Consider the following 19,769-nt stretch of genomic DNA (forward strand, 5'->3'; position numbering starts at 1 on the left):
AGAGGAGTAATCTGTTGGCCCTTCCCCCCGCGCAGGCCGTGCTTTTCGGCCCCTACCGGATCTACCCCGGACAACGCCTGGTCATGGAGGGCGATCAGCGCCTGCGCCTGGGGCGGCTCGCCCTGGACATTCTGTTGATCCTGCTGGAGCACGCCGGGAATGTGGTCAGCAAGCAGCAATTGATCGCCCGGGTCTGGCCCAGAAGCGTGGTTGAAGACACCAATCTGCGCGTGCACATCGCCGCACTGCGCAAAGCCCTCGGCGACGGCCAGGCTGGCCAGCGCTACATCATCACGGTCGCCCAGCGTGGCTACAGCTTTGTCGCGCCCGTCTCTCTCGAGACTATCGAGCAAAGCCCCGGAAGTGCCTCGGACGAGCCGAAGGGTCATAACCTGCCGATACGTCGCACCCGCATGATCGGGCGTCACGCCTTGCTGGACAGCCTCGTGACACAACTGCCCGACCTGCGCTTCATCACCCTGGTCGGCCCCGGTGGCATCGGCAAGACCACCGTGGCGCTGCGCGTTGCCGAACAGCTGATCGGTCACTACCGCGACGGCATTCGACTGTTGGACCTGGCCCCTATCCACGACCCGCGGATGATCAGCGCTCATCTGGCAACGCTGCTGGACCTGGCGCTGCATGACGGCGAGCCGATGAACTGCCTGGCGACGTGCCTGCGCGAGCGGCAGATGCTGCTGGTCATCGACAACTGCGAACACCTGGTCGAGGCCATCGCGTTGCTTTGCGAAAGCATCCTGCGCGCGGCGCCACAGGTGCATATCCTGGCCACCAGCCGCGAGAGCCTGCGGGCCGAAGGCGAATTCGTGCAACGCCTGGAGTCGCTGGACTGCCCGCCACCCATCGCCACGCTCAACCGCACTCAGGCCTTGGGCTTTTCGGCTTTGCAATTGTTCGTCGAGCGGGCGATGGCCAGCCACGACAGTTTTGAATTGGCCGACCACGAGTTGCCGATGGCGATCGAAGTCTGTCGGCGCCTGGACGGTATTCCCTTGGCGATCGAGCTGGCGGCGGCGCAAGTGGCCAACCTGGGGATCGAGGGATTGCTGACGCAACTGCAAGGCAGTTTTCGCCTGCTGACCCAGGGCTCCCATACGACACTGGGCCGTCATCAGACCTTGCGTGCCACGCTGGATTGGAGCTTCGAACTGCTCAATGCCTGCGAGCAGGCCTGTCTGCGCCGGCTGGGCATCTTCAGGGGAGGATTCACCCTGGCATCGGCGGCAGCGGTGATCGTCGGCGAACATATCGCTCCCGACCGGGTTTTTGCCTCGATCACCCAACTGGTGGCCAAGTCCCTGCTGAACGTGGAAGTCGGTGACGAGGAGGTGTTTTATCGCCTGCTGGACACCACCCGCAGCTACGCCCTGGAAAAACTCGACCAGGCCGCCGAGCTGGCGGAGGTCCGCGAGCGTCACGCCGAACGTTGCCTGGCCTTGATGCACCAGGCTCAAGAGGACTGGGAACTGACCCTGTCCGAGCTATGGATCGAACGTTACGCCCGAGGCCTGGAAGACATCCGCGCGACACTCGACTGGGGCTTGAAGGGCGATGGTCCGTCTTTGTTGGCGATCCGTTTGACAGCCGCCTCGACGCCGCTTTGGCAGGAACTGTCGCTACTCAAGGAACACGGCGGGTATGTACGCAAGGCTCTGGCACGGCTGGAGGCGGCCGCGCAACCCTGCCCTCGCTTGACCATGACCCTCAAGCTCGCCCTCGGCAGCTCCTGCTACCACGCCCAAGGCGGTACCGCCGAAACGGTCGACGCCTTCGTGAGCGCCCACGCCCTGGCCGAAAGCTGTACCGATGTGGCTGGCCAGCTCCGGGCGGTATCCGGGCATATGGCGGTCAACCTCAGTTGCGGTAACTACCAACAGGCCCTGGAGCAAAGCCGGCAGTTCGACCGATTGGGTCTGCTCGGCAACGGGACCGCCGCGATGTCCCTCAGCACCCATCGCTTGCGGGTGCTGGCCCTGCACTTTGCCGGGGACCAGCCACAAGCGCGGGAGAATGCCGAGCAAGTCATCCAGCGCATGGCCCAGAGCGGCCACCTCAATCGCTTTACCCGCGGCTTTGGCGTGCAATACGACCAGAGCGTCGCCGCCCTGACGATCCTGGCGCGGATCCTCTGGCTGCAAGGCCATCCGGAAAAAGCCTGGCACACGGCTCGCCAGGCCCTGGATATCGCGACCCAGATCAACCACGGCACCTCCATCTGCTACACCCTGGCGCTGTCCGGCTGCCTGATCGCCCACTACAACGGCGACACCGGGACAGCCCGTGAACTGTTGCGCCAGTTGCTGGAGCAGGCACAGAAGCACTCGGTGCTGCTGTTCTACACCTGGGCCCGGCGCTATGCCCTGGTGATCGATAACGCCGCGCAGTACTCGTCGCCGCCACCCGGCACAGGGCTGATCAAGGACATCATGGTGACCCTGGACACCGGCTTTCTCGATGACGCCTTGCTGGAACGCGCCGAAACCGGCATGGCCGGCTGGAGTACGGCGGAAATCCTTCGAGCCAGGGCCAATACGCTGCTGACAGCCAACTGCACGAGCGCGGCCGAGACGGTTCTGCTCAAGGCGCTGGCCGTGGCAAAAGCCCAGGGCGCACTGGCCTGGGAGCTACGTAGCGCCACCTCACTGGCACAGCTTTGGCAGCGCCAGGGTCACTTCCAGCAAGCTCATGAGCTGCTCGCCCCACTCTACGCCCGATTCACCGAAGGCTTTGCCACACCGGACCTAACCAAAGCTCGTCAGTTGCTCGACGAATTGCAACGACACCGGGCCCCGTGATGCCCAATGTGCCGGGCTGAAGTAGCGGGCGTAGCGCATTTCAAATGCCCGCAGCAGTCCACCGTGCTCAAGCTTTTCCAGAGCGAAGGCGCGGGTGGTGTTGAGCAACCGGTAACGTGTCACGCCGTTGCGCTGTTCGACCGACAACAGCGATTTGCGCGCCAGGCGTTCCACCACGTCCACCAGACTGGCGGGGCGCAGTACCGTACAGCTGATGGCGCCGACGGCAGCCTCCAGGGTAAAGGCCATTTTGAACACCGCCAGACCCTGCAACACGGTTTGCTCCAGCGGGCTGAGGCGCTGATAACTCCAGTCCAATGCGGACTTGAGGGTCTGATGCCGTGGAACGGCGGTACGCCGGCCTTGGGTCAGCAGTTGCAGGCAGTTGCCCAATTGGGCTTGCAGTCCCACCAGTGCCAGCGCATCGATCTGCGCCGCCGCCAACTCGATGGCCAACGGCAAGCCATCGAGTCGACGGCAGATTTCGCGCACGGCCCGAAGGTCCCGCTCGCGCAAGCAAAAGGCTGGCTGACGGGCTCGGGCCCGACTGACAAACAGCTGCACTGCCGAATAGCCCATGACATCGGCCACACTATGCAACGCCGATGTGGGCGGAACGACCAGGGGCGGCACGTGCAGCACTGTTTCAGCCAGTGCCCGCAGCGGTTCGCGGCTGGTGACCAGGATCGACAGTCGTGGCGCCGAAACCCGCAATGTCTCGACGATTGCTCGACAGCCTTCGAGCAGATGCTCGCAATTATCGAACACCAGCAAGGCGTGCCATGACCTCAGGGCGTCCACACCGCTGTCCAATTCAAGGGTGTGCGCCAGATACTCGATGATCCGCGCGGGATCATCGATTGCCGCAAGATCAATCATCCAGACACCGTCGCGGTAGTGCTGCAGCAGCAATTCAGCCACACGCAACGCCACGCTGGTCTTGCCGATGCCTGCAGGGCCGGCCAGGGTCATGAAACGGTGGACGGGCAACTGCCGGACCACACTGCCGACCATCGCGTCTCGACCGATGACGGGGGTCAGCCGCGCAGGCAGGTTGTGCTGGCGCTTGGGCGAGGTGTCGATCGCGACCGCCGTACCGTGCGCCATCCGCTGCACCGGGGCGATAAAGACGTAACCACGCTGGGGAACGTTGACGATGTAGCGTTGCCCCTCCTGGCCGTCACCGAGGGCCCGACGCAGGGCGGCGATGTGCACCCGCAGATTGATTTCCTCGACCACCGAGGTCGGCCAGACCCGCGCAATAAGCTCATCCTTGCCGACCACATTGCCGGCGCGCTCGACCAGCACCTGTAGAATGTCCAGCGCCCGCCCGCCCATGCGCAGGGGCCTGTCACCGTCGAGAATCAACCTTTGCCAGGGGTGGAACATATAGGGACCGAAGCGCAGCGGCCCATCGCGGTTTAGATCTCTGAGGTCGTTCATGCACGCTCACGTGCTGAAAACCTGGTCCGGCCCAAAGGTACTGCATGCTCCGTTGCGCACGTTGACCCAGGCTCCCGCACCTCCATGGCTAAAAATTCATGGATATCTTGGCAGGCATGGGTGACGGTACAACCACCACGGGAGGAGCGCTACGGCCATCCCAGTGCGCGGGACGGACAAGAGCGCTCTAGCTGAACTGTTCGCGGTACTGGCTGGGGGTCAGGCCGAGTTTCTCACTGAACAGAAAGCGCATGTGCCGTACGCTGCCGAAGCCGCTTTTGTAGGCCACGGTCTTAAGTGGCAAGTCGCTGGTTTCCAGCAGACGCCTGGCGCAATCGATGCGTGCATTTTGCACAAACGCCATCGGCGTCATGTTCACTTCCCGGGTAAATATCCGGGCAAAATGCCGCGCACTCATATTCGCCAACCCGGCCATGCGTTCGACGCTGAAGCTTTCATCGAGGTGTTCGAGCACATGATGCTGAACCCGGGTGACCGGGGTTTCATGGGGTGACACCGCCGCCATCAACGGACTGTACTGCGCCTGTCCGCCCTGGCGCGTCATCGCCACCAGCAATACCTTGGCCACGTCCTGGGCGACTTTCTTGCCGTGGTCCCGGGAGACCACCGCCAAGGCCAGGTCTATGCCGGCAGTGACGCCGCCAGAGGTGATCAGGTTGCGGTCCTGGACGTAAATCTGATCGGTCTCCACCGCCGCCTTGGGGAAAGCCTTGATCAACCGTTCCGTATAGTGCCAATGAGTCGTCACGCGATAGCCATCCAGCAAACCGGCATGCCCCAGCACGAAGGCACCCGTGCAGATCGAGCCATAACAGGTCACCCGCCGGACAGCGTCCTGGAGCCAGGCGAGCAGCGACGGATTTTTTTCGTTATAGGCGCCGGGGCCGCCAGGCACCAGCAACAGGTCATAGCCCCCATCCGCCTGATCGATGTGCGTGTCAGCCTGTACCCGGACACCGTTGGAGGCCCGCACCGCCTCGTGCTCAGTGCCAATCAGCGACAGCTGATAGTGGTCGTCCGGCCCCAGATAACGATTGGCGATGGAAAACACCTCCATGGGCCCGGCCATGTCGAGCAGGAGAAAGTCCGGGAACAGCACCATCGCCACTGTTTTCATGGGTTTTAACTCATTGATATAAAAAGAATAGAAGCTTCACGCCGACATAGGACAGTATGACCGGATATGGCACGAACGGCGGCCGAGAATACGTGATTTCCCGCACAAAACTGTCAACCTGAAAGAGACAGTATTTCAACTTCCATCTACTTATTGCTCCCAGCGGTAAACATTAACCTTCTCCTCACTCGGACGAATTCTCGTCCCTACGGGAGATCTCATCATGCTGACCCTTCGCAAAGCCTCTGATCGTGGCGCCGCCAATCACGGCTGGTTGAAGTCGTTCCATACCTTTTCCTTCGCCAATTACCGCAACCCGCGGGAGCAGGGTTTTTCCGACCTGCTGGTGATCAACGACGACCGGGTGGCCGCCGGCAAGGGTTTCGGTCAACACCCGCACCGGGACATGGAGATTTTCTCCTATGTGCTCGAAGGCGCCCTGGAACACAAGGACACCCTGGGCACCGGTTCGGTGATCCGCCCCGGCGACGTGCAACTGATGAGCGCGGGCAGTGGCGTGGCCCATAGCGAGTACAACCACTCGGCAAACCGGCCGGTGCACTTCCTGCAAATCTGGATAGTGCCGGACGTCGTCGGCGCCAAACCGCGTTATCAGCAAGAGCACTTCAGTACTCAGAAAAAACGCGGTCGGCTGCAACTGATCATCTCGCCTGACGGGGCCAACGGCTCACTGAGCGTGCGTCAGGATGCGCGGGTTTATGCCGCGCTGATTGACGGCAAGGAAAGCGCCACCCTTGAGCTGGCCGCCGATCGCTATGCCTACGTGCATGTCGCCCGGGGCAATGTCGAACTCAACGGCGTGCAACTGCAGGAGGGCGATGGCGTGCGGGTTCGGGATGAACAGGTGCTGACCTTGAGCAATGGCGCGGATGCCGAAGTGCTGGTGTTCGACCTGCGCCCTCAAGAACTGCCGCAAATGCCATGAGTGCAGTGGGCCCGGGCCTGTGCCCGGGCTTCACCCATGTTGCCCATCATTCACAATCCTTGGCTTGCCCACTCCCTCACGGCCTGGGCAAACAATCTGAGCGCCATGGGCGGATGTCGATTGGCCGGGTAATACAGCCATGGGTGAGCGTTATCCCGCGCACTTGCAGCATCGCGTCAACCGCTGAGTCCGCGCCCACAAGAAAATTCACTTGACTTAACGGTCATTAAATCAGCAATTAGTCTTCTGCCGGGCAGTAGCGTCTCGGGCCCGGCGCTACCCTCCTCTCGCAGTTTGCGCATAAATCGTCGCTCAAGGAGGCAAAGGGCGCAGGCTTGATCTATTCATAAACTAACTAATGGATTAACTAGAGAGCCCATGAAAGAGCAACCCCGGCGGCAGGCGATTTCTCACACCTGGCAGATGCTTGCTCCTGCCGGTGTACTTTGCATCGCCCTGCTCACGGGCTGCGCCGTGGGCCCGGACTTTACCCGGCCTGGTGTCGCTAAAAATGCCGGTTATTCGCAGGAGAAGCTGGCGACGACGACCGCCTCGGCGGACGTGGCGGACGGAGGTGCCGCGCAAAAGCTGGTCGAGGGCATGGATATTCCCGGCCAATGGTGGACGCTTTTTCGCTCGCCGACATTGAACGCGCTGGTGGAAGAGGCGCTGAAGGCCAATTCGGACGTGGCCGCCGCTCAAGCAGCCCTCCGCCAGGCCAATGAACTGGCTTATGCCGAGCAGTCTTCACTGTTTCCCTCCCTGAGTGGCAGTGCATCCAAGACACGGCAGCTGCCATCGACCGCCAATACCTTTGGTTCGCCCGCGCGGATTCTCACCGTCAATTCAGCATCGCTGAGCGTCTCTTACGACCCGGACGTGTTCGGGGGCGGCCGGCGCCAGATAGAATCCTCCACGGCGCAGGCCGAGTATGAACGCTACCAACTGGAGGCGACTTACCTCACGCTGACCTCCAATGTCGTCAACACCGCCGTGACCCTGGCTTCCCTGCGCGATCAGGTGACGGCCACCCAGGCAATCATTCGCCTGCAGAGCGATCAGCTCGATCTCCTGCAGTCGCAACGGCGGCTGGGGGCGATCGCCAATACCGACGTGCTCACGCAGCAAGCGGCACTGGCCCAAACCCGCGCGACCTTGCCGCCCTTGCAAAAGCAGCTCGCCCAGACCCGTAATCAGTTGATGGCCTATCTCGGCCGTTTTCCCAATCAGGATCAGGGGGAGAATTTCGACCTGGCCTCCCTCCATCTGCCCGAGCAGTTGCCGCTCAGCCTGCCCTCGACCATCGTCGAGCAGCGACCCGATGTGCGCTCCGCCGAAGCGCAACTGCACCAAGCCAGCGCCAATATCGGCGTGGCCGTTGCCAATCAACTGCCGCAATTCAGCATCAGCGGAACACTGGGCTCCAGTGCGCTGGGTGGCACCCGGCTGTTTTCGTCGGGCACAGGATTCTGGAGTCTCGCAGGCTCAGTCAGCCAAACGATCTTTGACGCAGGCACACTGGAGCATCGCAAGCAGGCCGCTGTGGCCGCCTACGATGAATCGGCGGCACGTTATCGCAGCACCGTGATCGCCGCCTTCCAGGATGTCGCCAACGCACTCCGGGCACTGCAAGCGGACGCCGATACGCTCAACCAGCAGGTGCAAGCCGAACAAGCTGCCCACCAAAGCCTGGATCTGGCACAGGCGCAGTTCCGCCTTGGCGCCGTGGGTTACCTGAATCTGCTGACAGCGCAACAGACCTATCAGAACGCGGTACTCACCCGCGTCAAGGTGCAGAGCACCCGCTACAGCGACACTACCGCCCTCTTCCAGGCACTGGGCGGCGGATGGTGGAACCGAACCGATGTGGCCCCCGCCTCCCTGGGCAACCCCGACCGTTTTTGAAACAGCGAGAAAAAACCATGGCTGATGCCAACACTGCCGCTGCTCCATCGCCCCAGCCGACTGAACCTGGCGGTGCACGCAAACGCCGGCTACTCAAGCCCATGCTCATCATGATCGCGGTGGTCCTGGTCATTGTCGCCATCATCGCCGGGGTGAAATTCACCCAGATCTCGAAGCTGATCGCCCAATCCAAGATCCCGCTGCCCCCTGCCGTGGTGACGGTCATGCGCGCCGAGTTCGCCGATTGGCAGCCGAGCGTTTCCAGCGTGGGGTCGATCAAGGCGGTACGGGGTGTCGATGTCACCACCGAGGTCGGCGGTATCGTGCGCACCCTCGGCTTCAAACCGGGACAGCAGGTGGCGGCCGGCGACCTGCTCGTCCAATTGAATGCGGATTCGGACATCGCCCAGCTTCACTCCCTCGAAGCCACCGCCAGCCTAGCCGGCACGGTCCTCAAACGCGACAAGGCACAACTGGCAGTGAGCGCCGTGTCCCAGGCGCAGGTCGAGGCGGACGAGGCTGACTTGAAAGCCAAGATGGCGGCTGCAGAACAGCAGCGGGCGTTGGTGGCGAAGAAAACCATCCGTGCGCCCTTTGCCGGCAAGATCGGGATCACCGGTGTCAATCCCGGTCAGTTTCTCAACCCCGGCGACAAGATCGCCACCCTGCAAACCTTCAACCCCATCTATATCGACTTCAACGTACCGCAAGCCCAAGTGGGGGCGATTGCCCTCGGCCAGTCCGTCGCCGTTACGGCGGGTGGACTGCCCAAGCAGACCTTCGCCGGCAAGATCACGGCCATCGACACCAGGTTCGATCCGACCACACGCAATATCGTCGTGGAAGCCACCGTCGATAATCCGAAGCAAAGCCTGGTGCCCGGCATGTTTGCCCAAGCCGTCGTGCAGTCCGGAGAGAAGCAGCGCTACCTCACCGTGCCGCAGACCGCCGTCACCTATAACCCTTACGGTACGACGGTGTTCACCGCGGTGCAGAAGAACGACCAGGGCAACGATGTGCTCACGGCGCAGCAGACGTTTATCCAGACCGGGCCGACCCGCGGTGACCAGGTGGCCATTCTGTCCGGCGTGAAGGAAGGCGACCAGGTGATCACCAGTGGCCAGATGAAGCTCAAGAACGGCTCACCGGTGAAGGTCGATACCCAAGGCGCGCCCTTGAACGACGCGGCCCCCAAGCCGCAAGAACAATAGGTCGCCACCCCCATGAAGCTTACCGATATCTTCATCAAGCGACCGGTCTGGGCCGTTGTCATCTCGCTGTTCATCCTGATACTGGGGTTGCGCTCGATCTTCGGGCTGCCGGTCAACCAGTGGCCACGCACTGAAAACACCGTGGTCACCATCACCACCAGCTACTACGGTGCGGATGCCGCCACCGTGGCCGGCTTTATCACCCAGCCTCTTGAGTCGGCCATCGCCCAGGCCCAGGGCATTGATTACCTGGCCTCCTCGAGCATTACCGGGATCTCGACCATTACCGCAACCCTGCGGCTCAACTACGAGGCCAGCAAGGCACTTACGGAGATCAACACCCAGGTCAACTCGGTGAAGAACCAGTTGCCGGCCCAGGCCCAGGAGCCGGTGCTCACGGTGGCGGTCGGACAGACCACGGACGCCATGTACCTGGGTTTCTACAGCGATGTACTGCCCACCAACAACATCACCGACTACCTGTTGCGGGTCGTCAAGCCGAAGCTCGACTCCCTCGAAGGCGTGCAGACGGCCGAGATCCTTGGCGGGCGCCAATTCGCCATGCGCGCCTGGCTCGACCCGGGCAAGCTGGCCGCCCACAACGTGTCGGCGCAGGACGTTTCCGTCGCCCTGGCCAACAACAACTACCTGTCGGCCCTGGGTTCGACAAAAGGCCAGATGATCACGGTCGACCTGACCGCCGGCACCGACCTGCACACCGTGGATGAATTCAAACAGCTGGTCATCAAGCAGAACGGCGATGCGCTCGTGCACCTGGAAGATGTGGCCACGGTGACCCTGGGGGCGGAGAGCTACGACACCAGCGTCGCGTTCTCCGGCAAGCGCTCGGTGTTCATCGGGATCAAAGTGGCACCGAACGCCAACATCCTGACCGTCGCCGCCAGCGTCAGGAAGGCCTTCCCCGACCTGCAATCGCAACTGCCGAGCGGCGTCCGGGGCGAGATCGTCTACGACTCCACCGAGTTCATCAATACCTCGATCTACGAGGTGGTGAAGACCCTCGTCGAGGCGATGATCATCGTCTCGATCGTCATCTATCTGTTCCTCGGCTCCTTTCGCGCGGTGATTGTTCCGCTGGTGGCAATACCGCTGTCGCTGATCGGGACCTTCTTCATCATGTTCCTGCTGGGGTACTCGATCAATCTGCTGACCCTGCTCGCCCTGGTATTGGCCATCGGCCTGGTGGTCGATGACGCGATCATTGTGGTGGAGAACGTCGACCGGCATATCAAGGAAGAAGGCAAAGGCGTAATGGAAGCGGCCATGATCGCGGCCGGGGAACTCGGCGGTCCGATTGTCGCCATGACGGTGGTGTTGATTGCCGCGTACGTCCCCATCGGGCTGCGCACGGGGCTCACCGGCGCGCTGTTCAAGGAGTTCTGTTTCTCCCTGGCGGGCGCCGTGACCGTGTCGGCCGTGGTGGCGCTGACCCTCTCGCCGATGATGACTTCACGGTTATTCAAACCGGGACAGGAAGAGGGTCGCTTTGCCCGCCTGCTGGATCGCTATTTCGACCGGCTACGCCACCGCTATCACCGGGTCCTGTCGGCCGGGCTGGACAGCTGGCCGGTGCTGGTCACCTTTGGCTTTATCCTGTTCCTGCTGGTGGCCGCCAGCGGCATGACCGCCAAGAGCGAGCTGTCGCCGACCGAGGACCAGGGGCTGGTGTTCATGCAGATCAAAGGGGCACCGACGGCCTCTCCCCAGCAGATGGAGCGGCTGGCTGACCAGGTCTTCCAGATCGCGAAAACCGAACCCGAGTACGCGCAGATGTTCCAGCTCACCGGGGTGCCCGCGCTCAATCAGGGGCTCGGCGGCGTGCTGCTCAAGCCCTGGGGAGAGCGTGGTCGCTCGCAAGCGGAATTGGTGCTGGACCTGCAACAGAAGTGGAACCAGGTGGCCGGCGCCAAGATGGCGGCCTTTCCGCTGCCGTCGTTGCCAGGTGCCCAGGGTTTGCCGGTGCAGTTTGTGATCACCACCACGGAGTCCGTCGAGAACTTGAATGAAGTCGCCCAGGCGGTCATGGCAGAGGCCCAGAAGCAGCAGCTGTTCTGGTTCTCGGACCTGGACCTGAAGATCGACAAGCCACAAGCCAAGCTGATCGTCGACCGTGACAAGATCGCCGCCCTGGGGATGACCCAGGCCGATGTCGGCGCGGCACTCTCGGCGGCGCTGGGTGGGAATTACGTGAACTATTTCTCCACCGCCGGGCGCTCGTACAAAGTCATTCCACAGGTCCTGCAGGTCGACCGTCTCAACCCCGATCAGATCCTCGATTACTACATTCGCACGCCCTCCGGCGCCATGATCCAGGCGCGCACGGTGGCGCATATCGAGACCACCACGGAAGCGGAGTCCATCAACCACTTCCAGCAGCTCAACTCGGCCACCCTTTCAGGCGTGAGTGGTGTGGCCCAGGGTGAACTGCTGGCGAAACTGGACAGCATCCTGCACAACGTCGCGCCATCGGGCTACACCTCCGATGCGTCGGGTGAGTCGCGTCAGTTCATGCAGGAATCGGGCGGATTCGTCGGCCTCCTGCTGTTCTCCATTCTGATCGTCTACCTGGCGCTGGCCTTCCAGTTCGAGAGCTACCGCGACCCCGTGGTGATCCTGTTTTCGGTGCCACCGGCGCTCTTCGGCGCGCTGGCCTTTATCACCATGGGCTTCGCCTCGATCAACGTGTACACCCAGGTGGGCCTGGTGACCCTGCTCGGGCTGATCACCAAGCATGGGATTCTGATCGTGCAGTTTGCCAACGAACTGCAGCGCGCCGGTCGCAGCAAGCGCGAGGCCATCGAAGAAGCCGCGGCGGTACGCTTGCGACCGATCCTGATGACCACCGCGGCCATGGTGCTGGGCGTGGTGCCGCTGGTCTGGGCCTCCGGGGCCGGTGCGGCCGGGCGCCACGACATGGGCCTGGTGATCTTCGCCGGCCTCTCGATCGGTACCCTGCTGACGCTGTTCATGGTGCCGGCCATGTACATGTTCATTGGCACCACCCACCATCAGGAGGCCCCCGAACAGCCGCTGTCTACACCGGTGGCCTAGCGGTCGCCACGCTCACGCCAGGCGTGCGCGAAGAAACTCGATGAAACGCTGGGTCTTGGCCGGCAGCAAGCGGGTCTCGGTGACGGCATAAACCGTCACCGGCTTGCCCTGCCACTCAGGCATGACACGACGCAGTTGGCCATTACGCAGTTCATCGGCAATGATCTCCTCGTTCATCAGCACGATGCCCTGGTCGAGCGTAGCCAGCCGCCGCAGCATCCCGACGCTGTTGACCATGAAGCGCCCGCCCACCGCTACCGAGAGGGTTTGTACGCCATCGTGCAGCGTCCAGTTCCCGGCCTTTTGAATATTCAGGCACTGATGCCGTTCGAGATCACTCGGTGTACGGGGCTCGCCCGAGACTTCGAGATAACGCGGCGAGGCGTACAAATAAGGCACCAGGGTGATCAAGGGGCGTGCGATCAGTTGCGAGTCCTCCGACTCGCCAATCCGAATGGCGACGTCAAAGGGTTCGCTCACCAGGTCGACGCGCCGGGAGGTCAGGTCGAAATCGAAGCTGATGCCCGGATAGAGCTCGGCAAACTCGGCAATCAGGGGCGACAGGTAAGTGACCGCAAAGTCCACGGGGAATGAGACCCGCAGCACCCCGCTGGGTTGCGCGAGCATTTCGCCAAGCTGCTCATGGGCCAGCCGGGCCTCATCGACAATGCGCTTGCAGCGCTCGAAATAGATCTGCCCGGCTTCAGTCACCTCGACCTTGCGCGTGGTCCGATGCAGGAGCCGCAAACCGATCGCCTTCTCCAGGGCACTGATACGCCGGGACAAGGTGGAGTTCGGCATGCCCAGCACCTCGGCCGCCCCGCGAAATCCTTTGGCTTTGACGACCTCGACAAACAGCGCCATATCGTTCAGAAGTTCCACGCCAATTGCTCCATATATGGATCAGTCAAATCCGTAATGTCGTATTTATCCCAAAAATAATAAAGCTGATGATGCGTCTCCAGCAACACACACTTTCGAGGATCGCACCATGAGCTCACTCTTCAGCCCCATACACGTCGCCAACGCCACCTTTTCAAACCGCCTGGTCATGGCCCCGATGACCCGCAGCCGCGCGGAGTTCGATGGCACCCCGGGGGAACTGGCGGCCGAATATTATGCCCAGCGCGCCAGCGTCGGCCTGATCGTTACCGAGGGTACACAGCCGTCCGACGATGCTCAGGGCTACCTGACCACGCCGGGTATCTATAGCGATGCCCACGTGGCCGGCTGGAAGAAAGTCACCGACGCGGTACACACCCACGGTGGGCATATTTTTATCCAGTTGATGCATGCCGGTCGCATGTCCCACCCCGATAACACGCCCCATCATCGCCAGGGCGTGGCACCGTCCGCCATCGCACCCAATACGCCCATGTTCACCGTCAAAGGCATGCAGGACATCCCGGTGCCACGGGCGCTGAGCACCGAGGAAGTACGTCAGACCGTCGCTGATTTCCGCTTCGCCGCGCGCCGGGCCATTGAAGCCGGGGCCGACGGTGTCGAAATTCACGGCGCCAACGCCTACCTGGTCCAGCAGTTCCTGGCCCCCAGCGCCAACACCCGAACCGATGAATACGGTGGCTCGATCGAGAACCGCGCGCGTTTTGCCATTGAGGTCGTGACCGCCATCGCCGAGGAAATCGGTGCCGATAAAACCGCCCTCCGCCTCTCGCCCGGCATCACGATGTGGGGTATCGATGAAGGTGAGGAAGGTCCGAACCTCTACCGCTACCTGGTGACCGAACTGAACAATCTCGGCCTTGCTTACCTCCATGTCATACATAAAGGCGATGACGCGCTTCTGGCGGACATCCGCAAGGCCTGGGACAACACCCTGATCGTCAACCGCCCTGGCCGCCCGCGGGAACAGATTGGCGCCGACCTGGCTTCAGGGCTTGCGGACATGGAGGCCTACGGCCAGATGGTTCTGGCCAATCCGGACTTTGTCGAGCGCTTGAAGACTGATGCGCCGCTGAATAACGCGGACAACACCACCTTCTTCGGCGGCACTCAGAAGGGATACACCGACTACCTGGCCTTGAGTGTTTGAAGGCAATGAGAGGAAACAGCCAGGGCATTCTGCTGCCCTGGCTAACCCCGCTAGGCTGGAGATTGCGAACGCACCGCCGGTTTTTTCAGCATCACCGGGATCGACAGGGCAATCAACGCGGCGATCACGCAGAGCAACCCGGCGATAAAAAACGCCGGCGTGTAGGTGGCCAGCAAGGTCCGCGTCAGCCCGGCGCCGTAGGCGGCAAAGGCCGCACCCAGTTGATGGCCGGCAAATACCCAGCCGAAGACGATATTGGCCCGCTCGCCGCCGAACTTCTGCGCCACCAGCTTGACGGTGGGTGGCACGGTGGCGATCCAGTCCAGGCCATAAAGCACGGCGAAAAACGACAGGCCGAACACGGTGAAGTCGGTAAACGGCAGGAGCATCAGCGAAATGCCGCGCAAGCCGTAATACCAGAACAACAGCCAGCGGTTATCGAAACGATCCGACAACCAGCCCGAGCCCACGGTGCCGAAAAAGTCGAAGATCCCCATCATCGCCAGGATACCCGCCGCAGTGGTGGCAACCAGGCCGAAGTCGCCGCACATGCTGATGAAGTGGGTCTGGATCAGCCCGTTGGTGCTGGCCCCGCAGACGAAGAACGTCAGGAACAGCACCCAGAATCTCCAACTGCCCGACACGTCGCGCAGCACCTTCAGCGGGCTGATCAGCATCTGCAGCAAGCTGCCCCGGTGGGCGGGTGCCGGCAGGACCTCTTTCTCCCCATACAGCGGCAAATCCAGGTCCACCGGACGATCACGCAGCAGGGCCAGCACTGCCAGCACGACCACCGCCATGGCGCAGCAAATGAAGCTCAGCGCCAAGCGCCAGCCATAGTGTTCCGTCAAGGACGCCATCAGTGGCATGAACAGCAGTTGGCCGGTAGCGGAGCTGGCCGACAGCAACCCGACCACCAGGCCGCGACGATGGGAAAACCAGCGGGTCGCCACCGTGGCCCCAAGCACCATGGCGGTGAGTCCCGTGCCGACGCCAACCACCACGCCCCATAACAGCACCAGTTGCCAGAAGCTGTTCATGAACATCGACCCGATCATGCCGCCCAGCACGATCACCAGCGCCACCAGCACCACCCGGCGCAGGCCGAAGTAGTTCATGAACGCTGCCGCGAAAGGCCCCATCAGCCCGTACAGCATGAAACGAATCGCCAGGGCCCCGGAGATCTGCGCACTGCTCCAGCCGAACTCATGCTCCAGGGGCACGATAAACACCCCCGGCGCCCCCATGGCGCCGGCCATCACCAGCATGGTCAGGAAAGTGACGGCGGCCACCACCCAGCCATAGTGAACCTGACGCCGCGCCAGGCGGTTTGCGACCAATGTAGACAGCATGGAGTGTTCCTCAGGCTTGCGGGACGTGCCGCATCTCGTCGGGGGAAGGACAGAATAGATTAGTTACAACCTTTATTTAATAGATGTTTTACATCATGTATTTTGAGCTGACAAGGCCCTCGCCTCAATGACAGGGAGGATCGGCATTCTGTTTTTCTGATCTTACGCGAGGCGAACACGCCCCGGCGCTGCAGGAAACAGCGCCGGCTCGATGTCACGCACAAAGTCATGGGTCACTACAATTGGACTTTATGAGCACGCAGCTGACTGGCCCTCTCGACCATGCTCACTATCGTCTTGAAGAGCTCGTCGGTAGCCTGCCAGGCTTCAATTTCTCCAGTCGCCGCCGCATGCGACAGCGCCTCGGCCGCCCCCAGCATCGCTCGAAGACTGGCATGGGAAATTTCACCGCCGCCGGCGTAAGGAAGCAGAACACTTCGGCACTTTGCCAAGAAAATCGCTTCGTATTGCCTTTTGATTTTTTCGAGCTCCGGTGACCCCACCAGCGCGGCAATAACGCCAGGGATTTCGTTGCCCTGGGTCAGGACACAATCGACGTACGACGTTGCAATTACACGCGCGGCATCGGAAAGCTCGGGCTTGAGCTGCTGAAGAGCCGCGTCCATCAGTGATGTTTGTTTCGCATCAAAATCCTGGTAGAGCGCCGCCAAAAGCCCCGCCCGGGTTTGGAAATGGTCGTACACAACCGGTTTGGTCACCCCTGCGCGCTCGGCCAGCCGTCCCAGCGACAGTTCCTCGGTGCCTTCATTGCGCACCAACTGCCAAGCCACCTCCAGCAACTGACGCAGCCGATCCTCCCGCAGCATACGTACCCGGGGCGACGAGCGCCCCTGTGCTTCCCCTTCAGCGCTTGACATCACTATATACCAATAGTAGGTTTAAAAACTTACCAAAAGTATATAAGCCCCTACTCCGAACCTCAACCTCCAGGAGGTAGATTCAAATGCATGCACTCATCGTCGTCGCCCACCATGACCGGGACTCCCTCACCCATGGGATAGCAGCTAGAGTTGGGGAAGGTCTGTCAACGACCAATCAAGGCAGCACCTATGCCATCGCCGACCTCCACGCTGAAGGCTTTGATCCGCGTTTCACTGCGGGGGACTTGGCGGTTCACCATAACGAGGCACTACCGCCCTCTGATATTCGCGTTGAACAGCAACGGATTGACCGGGCGGATGCGCTGGTCCTTGTCTACCCCGTTTACTGGTGGTCGATGCCAGCCCTGCTCAAGGGGTGGATTGATCGGGTGTTCTCGAATGGCTGGGCGTTTGAGTTTCGCCCCAACGCCCCGCTGATCAAGAAACTCGGTCACCTTTCCATTCACCTGCTGGGGGTTGGCGGAGCAGACCCGGACACCTATGACAGGCATGGCTATGCGACCGCGATGAAGACGCAAATTGATCATGGCATCTTCAACTACTGCGGTGCCAAGGTCATGACCTCGGAGCTGATGCTTGAGTCCGAGACAGAAAATCCCATGGTGCATCTGGCCTCTGCGTTCAGCATCGGCCGCCAGCTATTTGATGTGAAAACCTGAATCACACGCCTGCGAACCCCGTATCCGATGATGGGACACTCCGTTCAAGAACGAACCACCGAGCCCGAAACCGGCAGCTGATCCAGCAGCTTGAGCCCGGTGGTTTTCACGAACGTCTCATAGTCCATCGGCTTTTCGATACGGGTTTCCGCGTTCGGCAGTACATAGGCCCAGGCGCGCCTGGACGATACGTCGTAGACCAGCTTGAACAAGCGGGTGGGCACCCAGACCTGATCATCGCCAATGGTCCCATGGCCCTCGTCGAAGATCGGACCGGTAAAGACAAACACATTGCCCTCGGCACGCGCCGCGAACTTTCTGACATCGGCCTCGACCTTGCTCCAGATCTTGCGGTTATTGGTCGGGTCCTGCGGGACCATGTTCGACAGCGCAAAGGACTGCGCCATGGCATTCGCATTCGGCGCATCGGCCGCCGGCGCCTGATGGCCACGGTCCACGGCCGGATGTTGGGCCCGGTAGTCGCTCAGTTCCGCTCGCGCGCCCTTGGGGATGCGCGGGTCCGGGTAGAACTGGTTGGTACGCTCCTCCCCCTTTGCATCCTGTAGCTGGGCAGCGCTCAGGCGTTCCACCACCACAAGCGGGGTCTTGCTGGTTTGCGAGTAGAGCACCGCAAAGCTGTCGGAACACAGGGCCATGGGTTTCATGGTGGCCGGCACACTGGCGGTGCTGATCGGCTTGGCACCCGGGAACAAGTCGGCACAGCCGTCAAATGAAGCCTGTTGCTGTTGGCTCGAATACAGGTCGATCGCCGCGCCCTGGCTGATGGAACCCGAACGGTGCCCTTGTTTCTCGTGTTGGTTGGGTGGATCGATAAGATCCAGCAGGTTGCGCGCTTGTGCGGCGCTGGCAGAAAACAACACAAGGGCGGACAGCCCCACTGCGATACGGCGTAGGTTCATGCTTGGATTCTTTGGATTGGAGTGCGGGGATACAGATGACAAAGCCCTCTGGACGAGGGCTTGGAGAGGCGTTTTACGCGTTATGAGCGGAAATTGCCAGCCGCCCAAGCCTAAGGCACCGAGCTATCGGAAGGGTGGGAGGCACCCGACGTAATGTATCAATGCGCTCCTGACACGATCCGCAGCCTTTGATCCTCCAGATCGAACAGGTTCCATCGCGCCCCTTCGTCCGATTCGACCAGCAGACGGTTCAATGGCCCGAGAAACTTCGTGAACTCCTCATCGGTGCAGGTGGGCGGGAAGACCGATAAAACCCGTGGATCGTAATACCGAAACATCAGCAGCTTTTTGTCTTCGGTTCGCACGCGAAGAAATTTCTTCAGATGTAAACGTATGGCGGACATCGGCAATCCTGCCGGGGCAAAGATGAATATCCCCCAAGCGCGGCCCCAACCTCGATCCAGCAGTTCCCGGGAGGCAGGCGACGTGGACGTCAGTTGGGATTCGGGTTGAGCGGGAGGTGGCAAGACAGGTGCTAGCGTATCCGTTTCCACACTGGGCTTTTTTGCCGGACGGCGAACCGCGGGCCTTGCGGCCGGCGCATCAATCCGACCCGCGGCCTCCGACGCCGGTACCCGGGTGCGCGCCATGGGGACGTAGGGATAAACGTAGGCACACAAATGCCCATTCTGGAGGTTGCGAGAGAATTGTCTCAGCACCTCCGCGTCGGGTAAGCGATGGCTATGCGCCAACTGGCTGGAGAGCAAGGAGCGCAGACGATGCATCTCTCCGGCACCCTGGAAATATCGGCGAACAAAACGCTCCACCTGCCACGTCTCACCCAGGTCCATTCTGACCGCTCGCTGGTCGTAGGTTCGGTTACCCGTCCTCGTATCGAACGGGTCATGAGCAAACCCGGCCCTGTCGGCAATCTCGATGCGGTCCAGTCCGTCAAAAAAACATAACCGCATAGGCTGAAGGCCCTTAAACGGGATAAGGCGTCATTTGTAGCATAAGTGGCCAGGCAGGCGGTCCCGAAAATCCCTGTGTGCTCGACGATTCCCGGGCAGCTTCCTGACATCCGGGAAGGAGGCCAGACCGCACAAAACCGATAGCAGAACAGTCCTGCTTTTGTGTAGGACGTCACTGCATGCCTCCCGGCGAGTGGATCCGACAGGCCTCGAGAAAATCTTCGAAGCCCTTATAAGACGCGGGATAGAGCGGTTTTATAGAAACAAAAATGACCGCCCATCCTGGGACAATGCAAACTTAAAGATACTAATAACAATGATTATCATTGGTTTTCGTGTTTTAACTCGCTATCCTTCGCGTGCTTTCACTCAAGACCGTGC

General features: G+C 61.3%; 14 protein-coding genes. 7 read left to right on the forward strand and 7 right to left on the reverse strand.

Annotated elements, in window-relative coordinates:
- Positions 1-14 precede the first annotated feature (14 nt).
- Complete coding sequence (locus M5C71_RS03360; RefSeq protein ID WP_248767187.1) at positions 15-2,816, forward strand: winged helix-turn-helix domain-containing protein; 2,802 nt, start codon at positions 15-17, stop codon at positions 2,814-2,816.
- Here M5C71_RS03360 and M5C71_RS03365 read toward each other — a convergent pair.
- Positions 2,763-4,259: a winged helix-turn-helix domain-containing protein gene (locus M5C71_RS03365; RefSeq protein WP_248767188.1), complete on the reverse strand. Its 1,497-nt coding sequence runs from the start codon at positions 4,257-4,259 to the stop codon at positions 2,763-2,765. The genes M5C71_RS03360 and M5C71_RS03365 overlap by 54 nt on opposite strands.
- A gap of 187 nt (positions 4,260-4,446) precedes the next feature.
- Complete coding sequence (locus M5C71_RS03370; RefSeq protein WP_248767189.1) at positions 4,447-5,397, reverse strand: GlxA family transcriptional regulator; 951 nt, start codon at positions 5,395-5,397, stop codon at positions 4,447-4,449.
- Between the two features lie 223 nt (positions 5,398-5,620).
- Between M5C71_RS03370 and M5C71_RS03375 the strand changes: the two genes are divergently transcribed.
- The 4 genes from M5C71_RS03375 (at position 5,621) to M5C71_RS03390 (ending at position 12,531) form a co-directional block, all read left to right on the forward strand.
- Positions 5,621-6,343 (forward strand): pirin family protein, encoded by a 723-nt coding sequence (locus tag M5C71_RS03375; RefSeq protein ID WP_103496617.1) that lies wholly within the window; start codon positions 5,621-5,623, stop codon positions 6,341-6,343.
- A gap of 378 nt (positions 6,344-6,721) precedes the next feature.
- The gene (locus M5C71_RS03380) at positions 6,722-8,248 is read left to right on the forward strand and encodes an efflux transporter outer membrane subunit (protein WP_248767190.1); all 1,527 of its coding nucleotides are present in this window, start codon (positions 6,722-6,724) and stop codon (positions 8,246-8,248) included.
- Between the two features lie 101 nt (positions 8,249-8,349).
- A complete protein-coding gene (locus tag M5C71_RS03385; RefSeq protein ID WP_247263065.1) occupies positions 8,350-9,459 on the forward strand; it encodes an efflux RND transporter periplasmic adaptor subunit in 1,110 nt (369 codons plus the stop codon).
- A gap of 12 nt (positions 9,460-9,471) precedes the next feature.
- Positions 9,472-12,531, forward strand: coding sequence for an efflux RND transporter permease subunit (locus M5C71_RS03390; protein ID WP_103496621.1), 3,060 nt, complete (start codon positions 9,472-9,474; stop codon positions 12,529-12,531).
- 12 nt (positions 12,532-12,543) lie between these two features.
- Here M5C71_RS03390 and M5C71_RS03395 read toward each other — a convergent pair whose 3' ends face one another.
- Complete coding sequence (locus M5C71_RS03395; protein WP_248767191.1) at positions 12,544-13,413, reverse strand: LysR family transcriptional regulator; 870 nt, start codon at positions 13,411-13,413, stop codon at positions 12,544-12,546.
- Between the two features lie 109 nt (positions 13,414-13,522).
- Between M5C71_RS03395 and M5C71_RS03400 the strand changes: the two genes are divergently transcribed.
- Positions 13,523-14,584, forward strand: a complete 1,062-nt coding sequence (locus tag M5C71_RS03400; protein WP_248767192.1) for an alkene reductase — start codon at positions 13,523-13,525, stop codon at positions 14,582-14,584.
- A gap of 50 nt (positions 14,585-14,634) precedes the next feature.
- Here the strand turns inward: M5C71_RS03400 and M5C71_RS03405 are convergent, their stop codons facing one another.
- Both M5C71_RS03405 and M5C71_RS03410 read right to left on the reverse strand, forming a co-directional pair.
- Positions 14,635-15,936 (reverse strand): MFS transporter, encoded by a 1,302-nt coding sequence (locus tag M5C71_RS03405; protein ID WP_248767193.1) that lies wholly within the window; start codon positions 15,934-15,936, stop codon positions 14,635-14,637.
- A 236-nt stretch (positions 15,937-16,172) separates the two neighbouring features.
- A complete protein-coding gene (locus tag M5C71_RS03410) occupies positions 16,173-16,814 on the reverse strand; it encodes a TetR/AcrR family transcriptional regulator (RefSeq protein WP_248764352.1) in 642 nt (213 codons plus the stop codon).
- A gap of 86 nt (positions 16,815-16,900) precedes the next feature.
- Here M5C71_RS03410 and M5C71_RS03415 point away from each other — a divergent pair, with 86 nt between their 5' ends.
- Positions 16,901-17,497 carry an NAD(P)H-dependent oxidoreductase gene (locus tag M5C71_RS03415; protein WP_177100566.1) on the forward strand — a complete coding sequence of 199 codons (597 nt, stop codon included), beginning with the start codon at positions 16,901-16,903 and terminating at the stop codon, positions 17,495-17,497.
- Positions 17,498-17,541: 44 nt separating this feature from the next.
- Here M5C71_RS03415 and M5C71_RS03420 read toward each other — a convergent pair whose 3' ends face one another.
- Together M5C71_RS03420 and M5C71_RS03425 are read right to left on the reverse strand one after the other, a co-directional pair.
- Entirely contained in the window at positions 17,542-18,417 is an 876-nt protein-coding gene (locus tag M5C71_RS03420; protein WP_152740383.1) for a DNA/RNA non-specific endonuclease, read from the reverse strand.
- 158 nt (positions 18,418-18,575) lie between these two features.
- Positions 18,576-19,268, reverse strand: coding sequence for a DUF4123 domain-containing protein (locus M5C71_RS03425; protein ID WP_248767194.1), 693 nt, complete (start codon positions 19,266-19,268; stop codon positions 18,576-18,578).
- Between the last annotated feature and the right edge of the window lie 501 nt (positions 19,269-19,769).

It is taken from the genome of Pseudomonas sp. MWU12-2345 (assembly GCF_023242385.1).
Classification (GTDB): Bacteria; Pseudomonadota; Gammaproteobacteria; order Pseudomonadales; family Pseudomonadaceae; genus Aquipseudomonas; species Aquipseudomonas gingeri_D.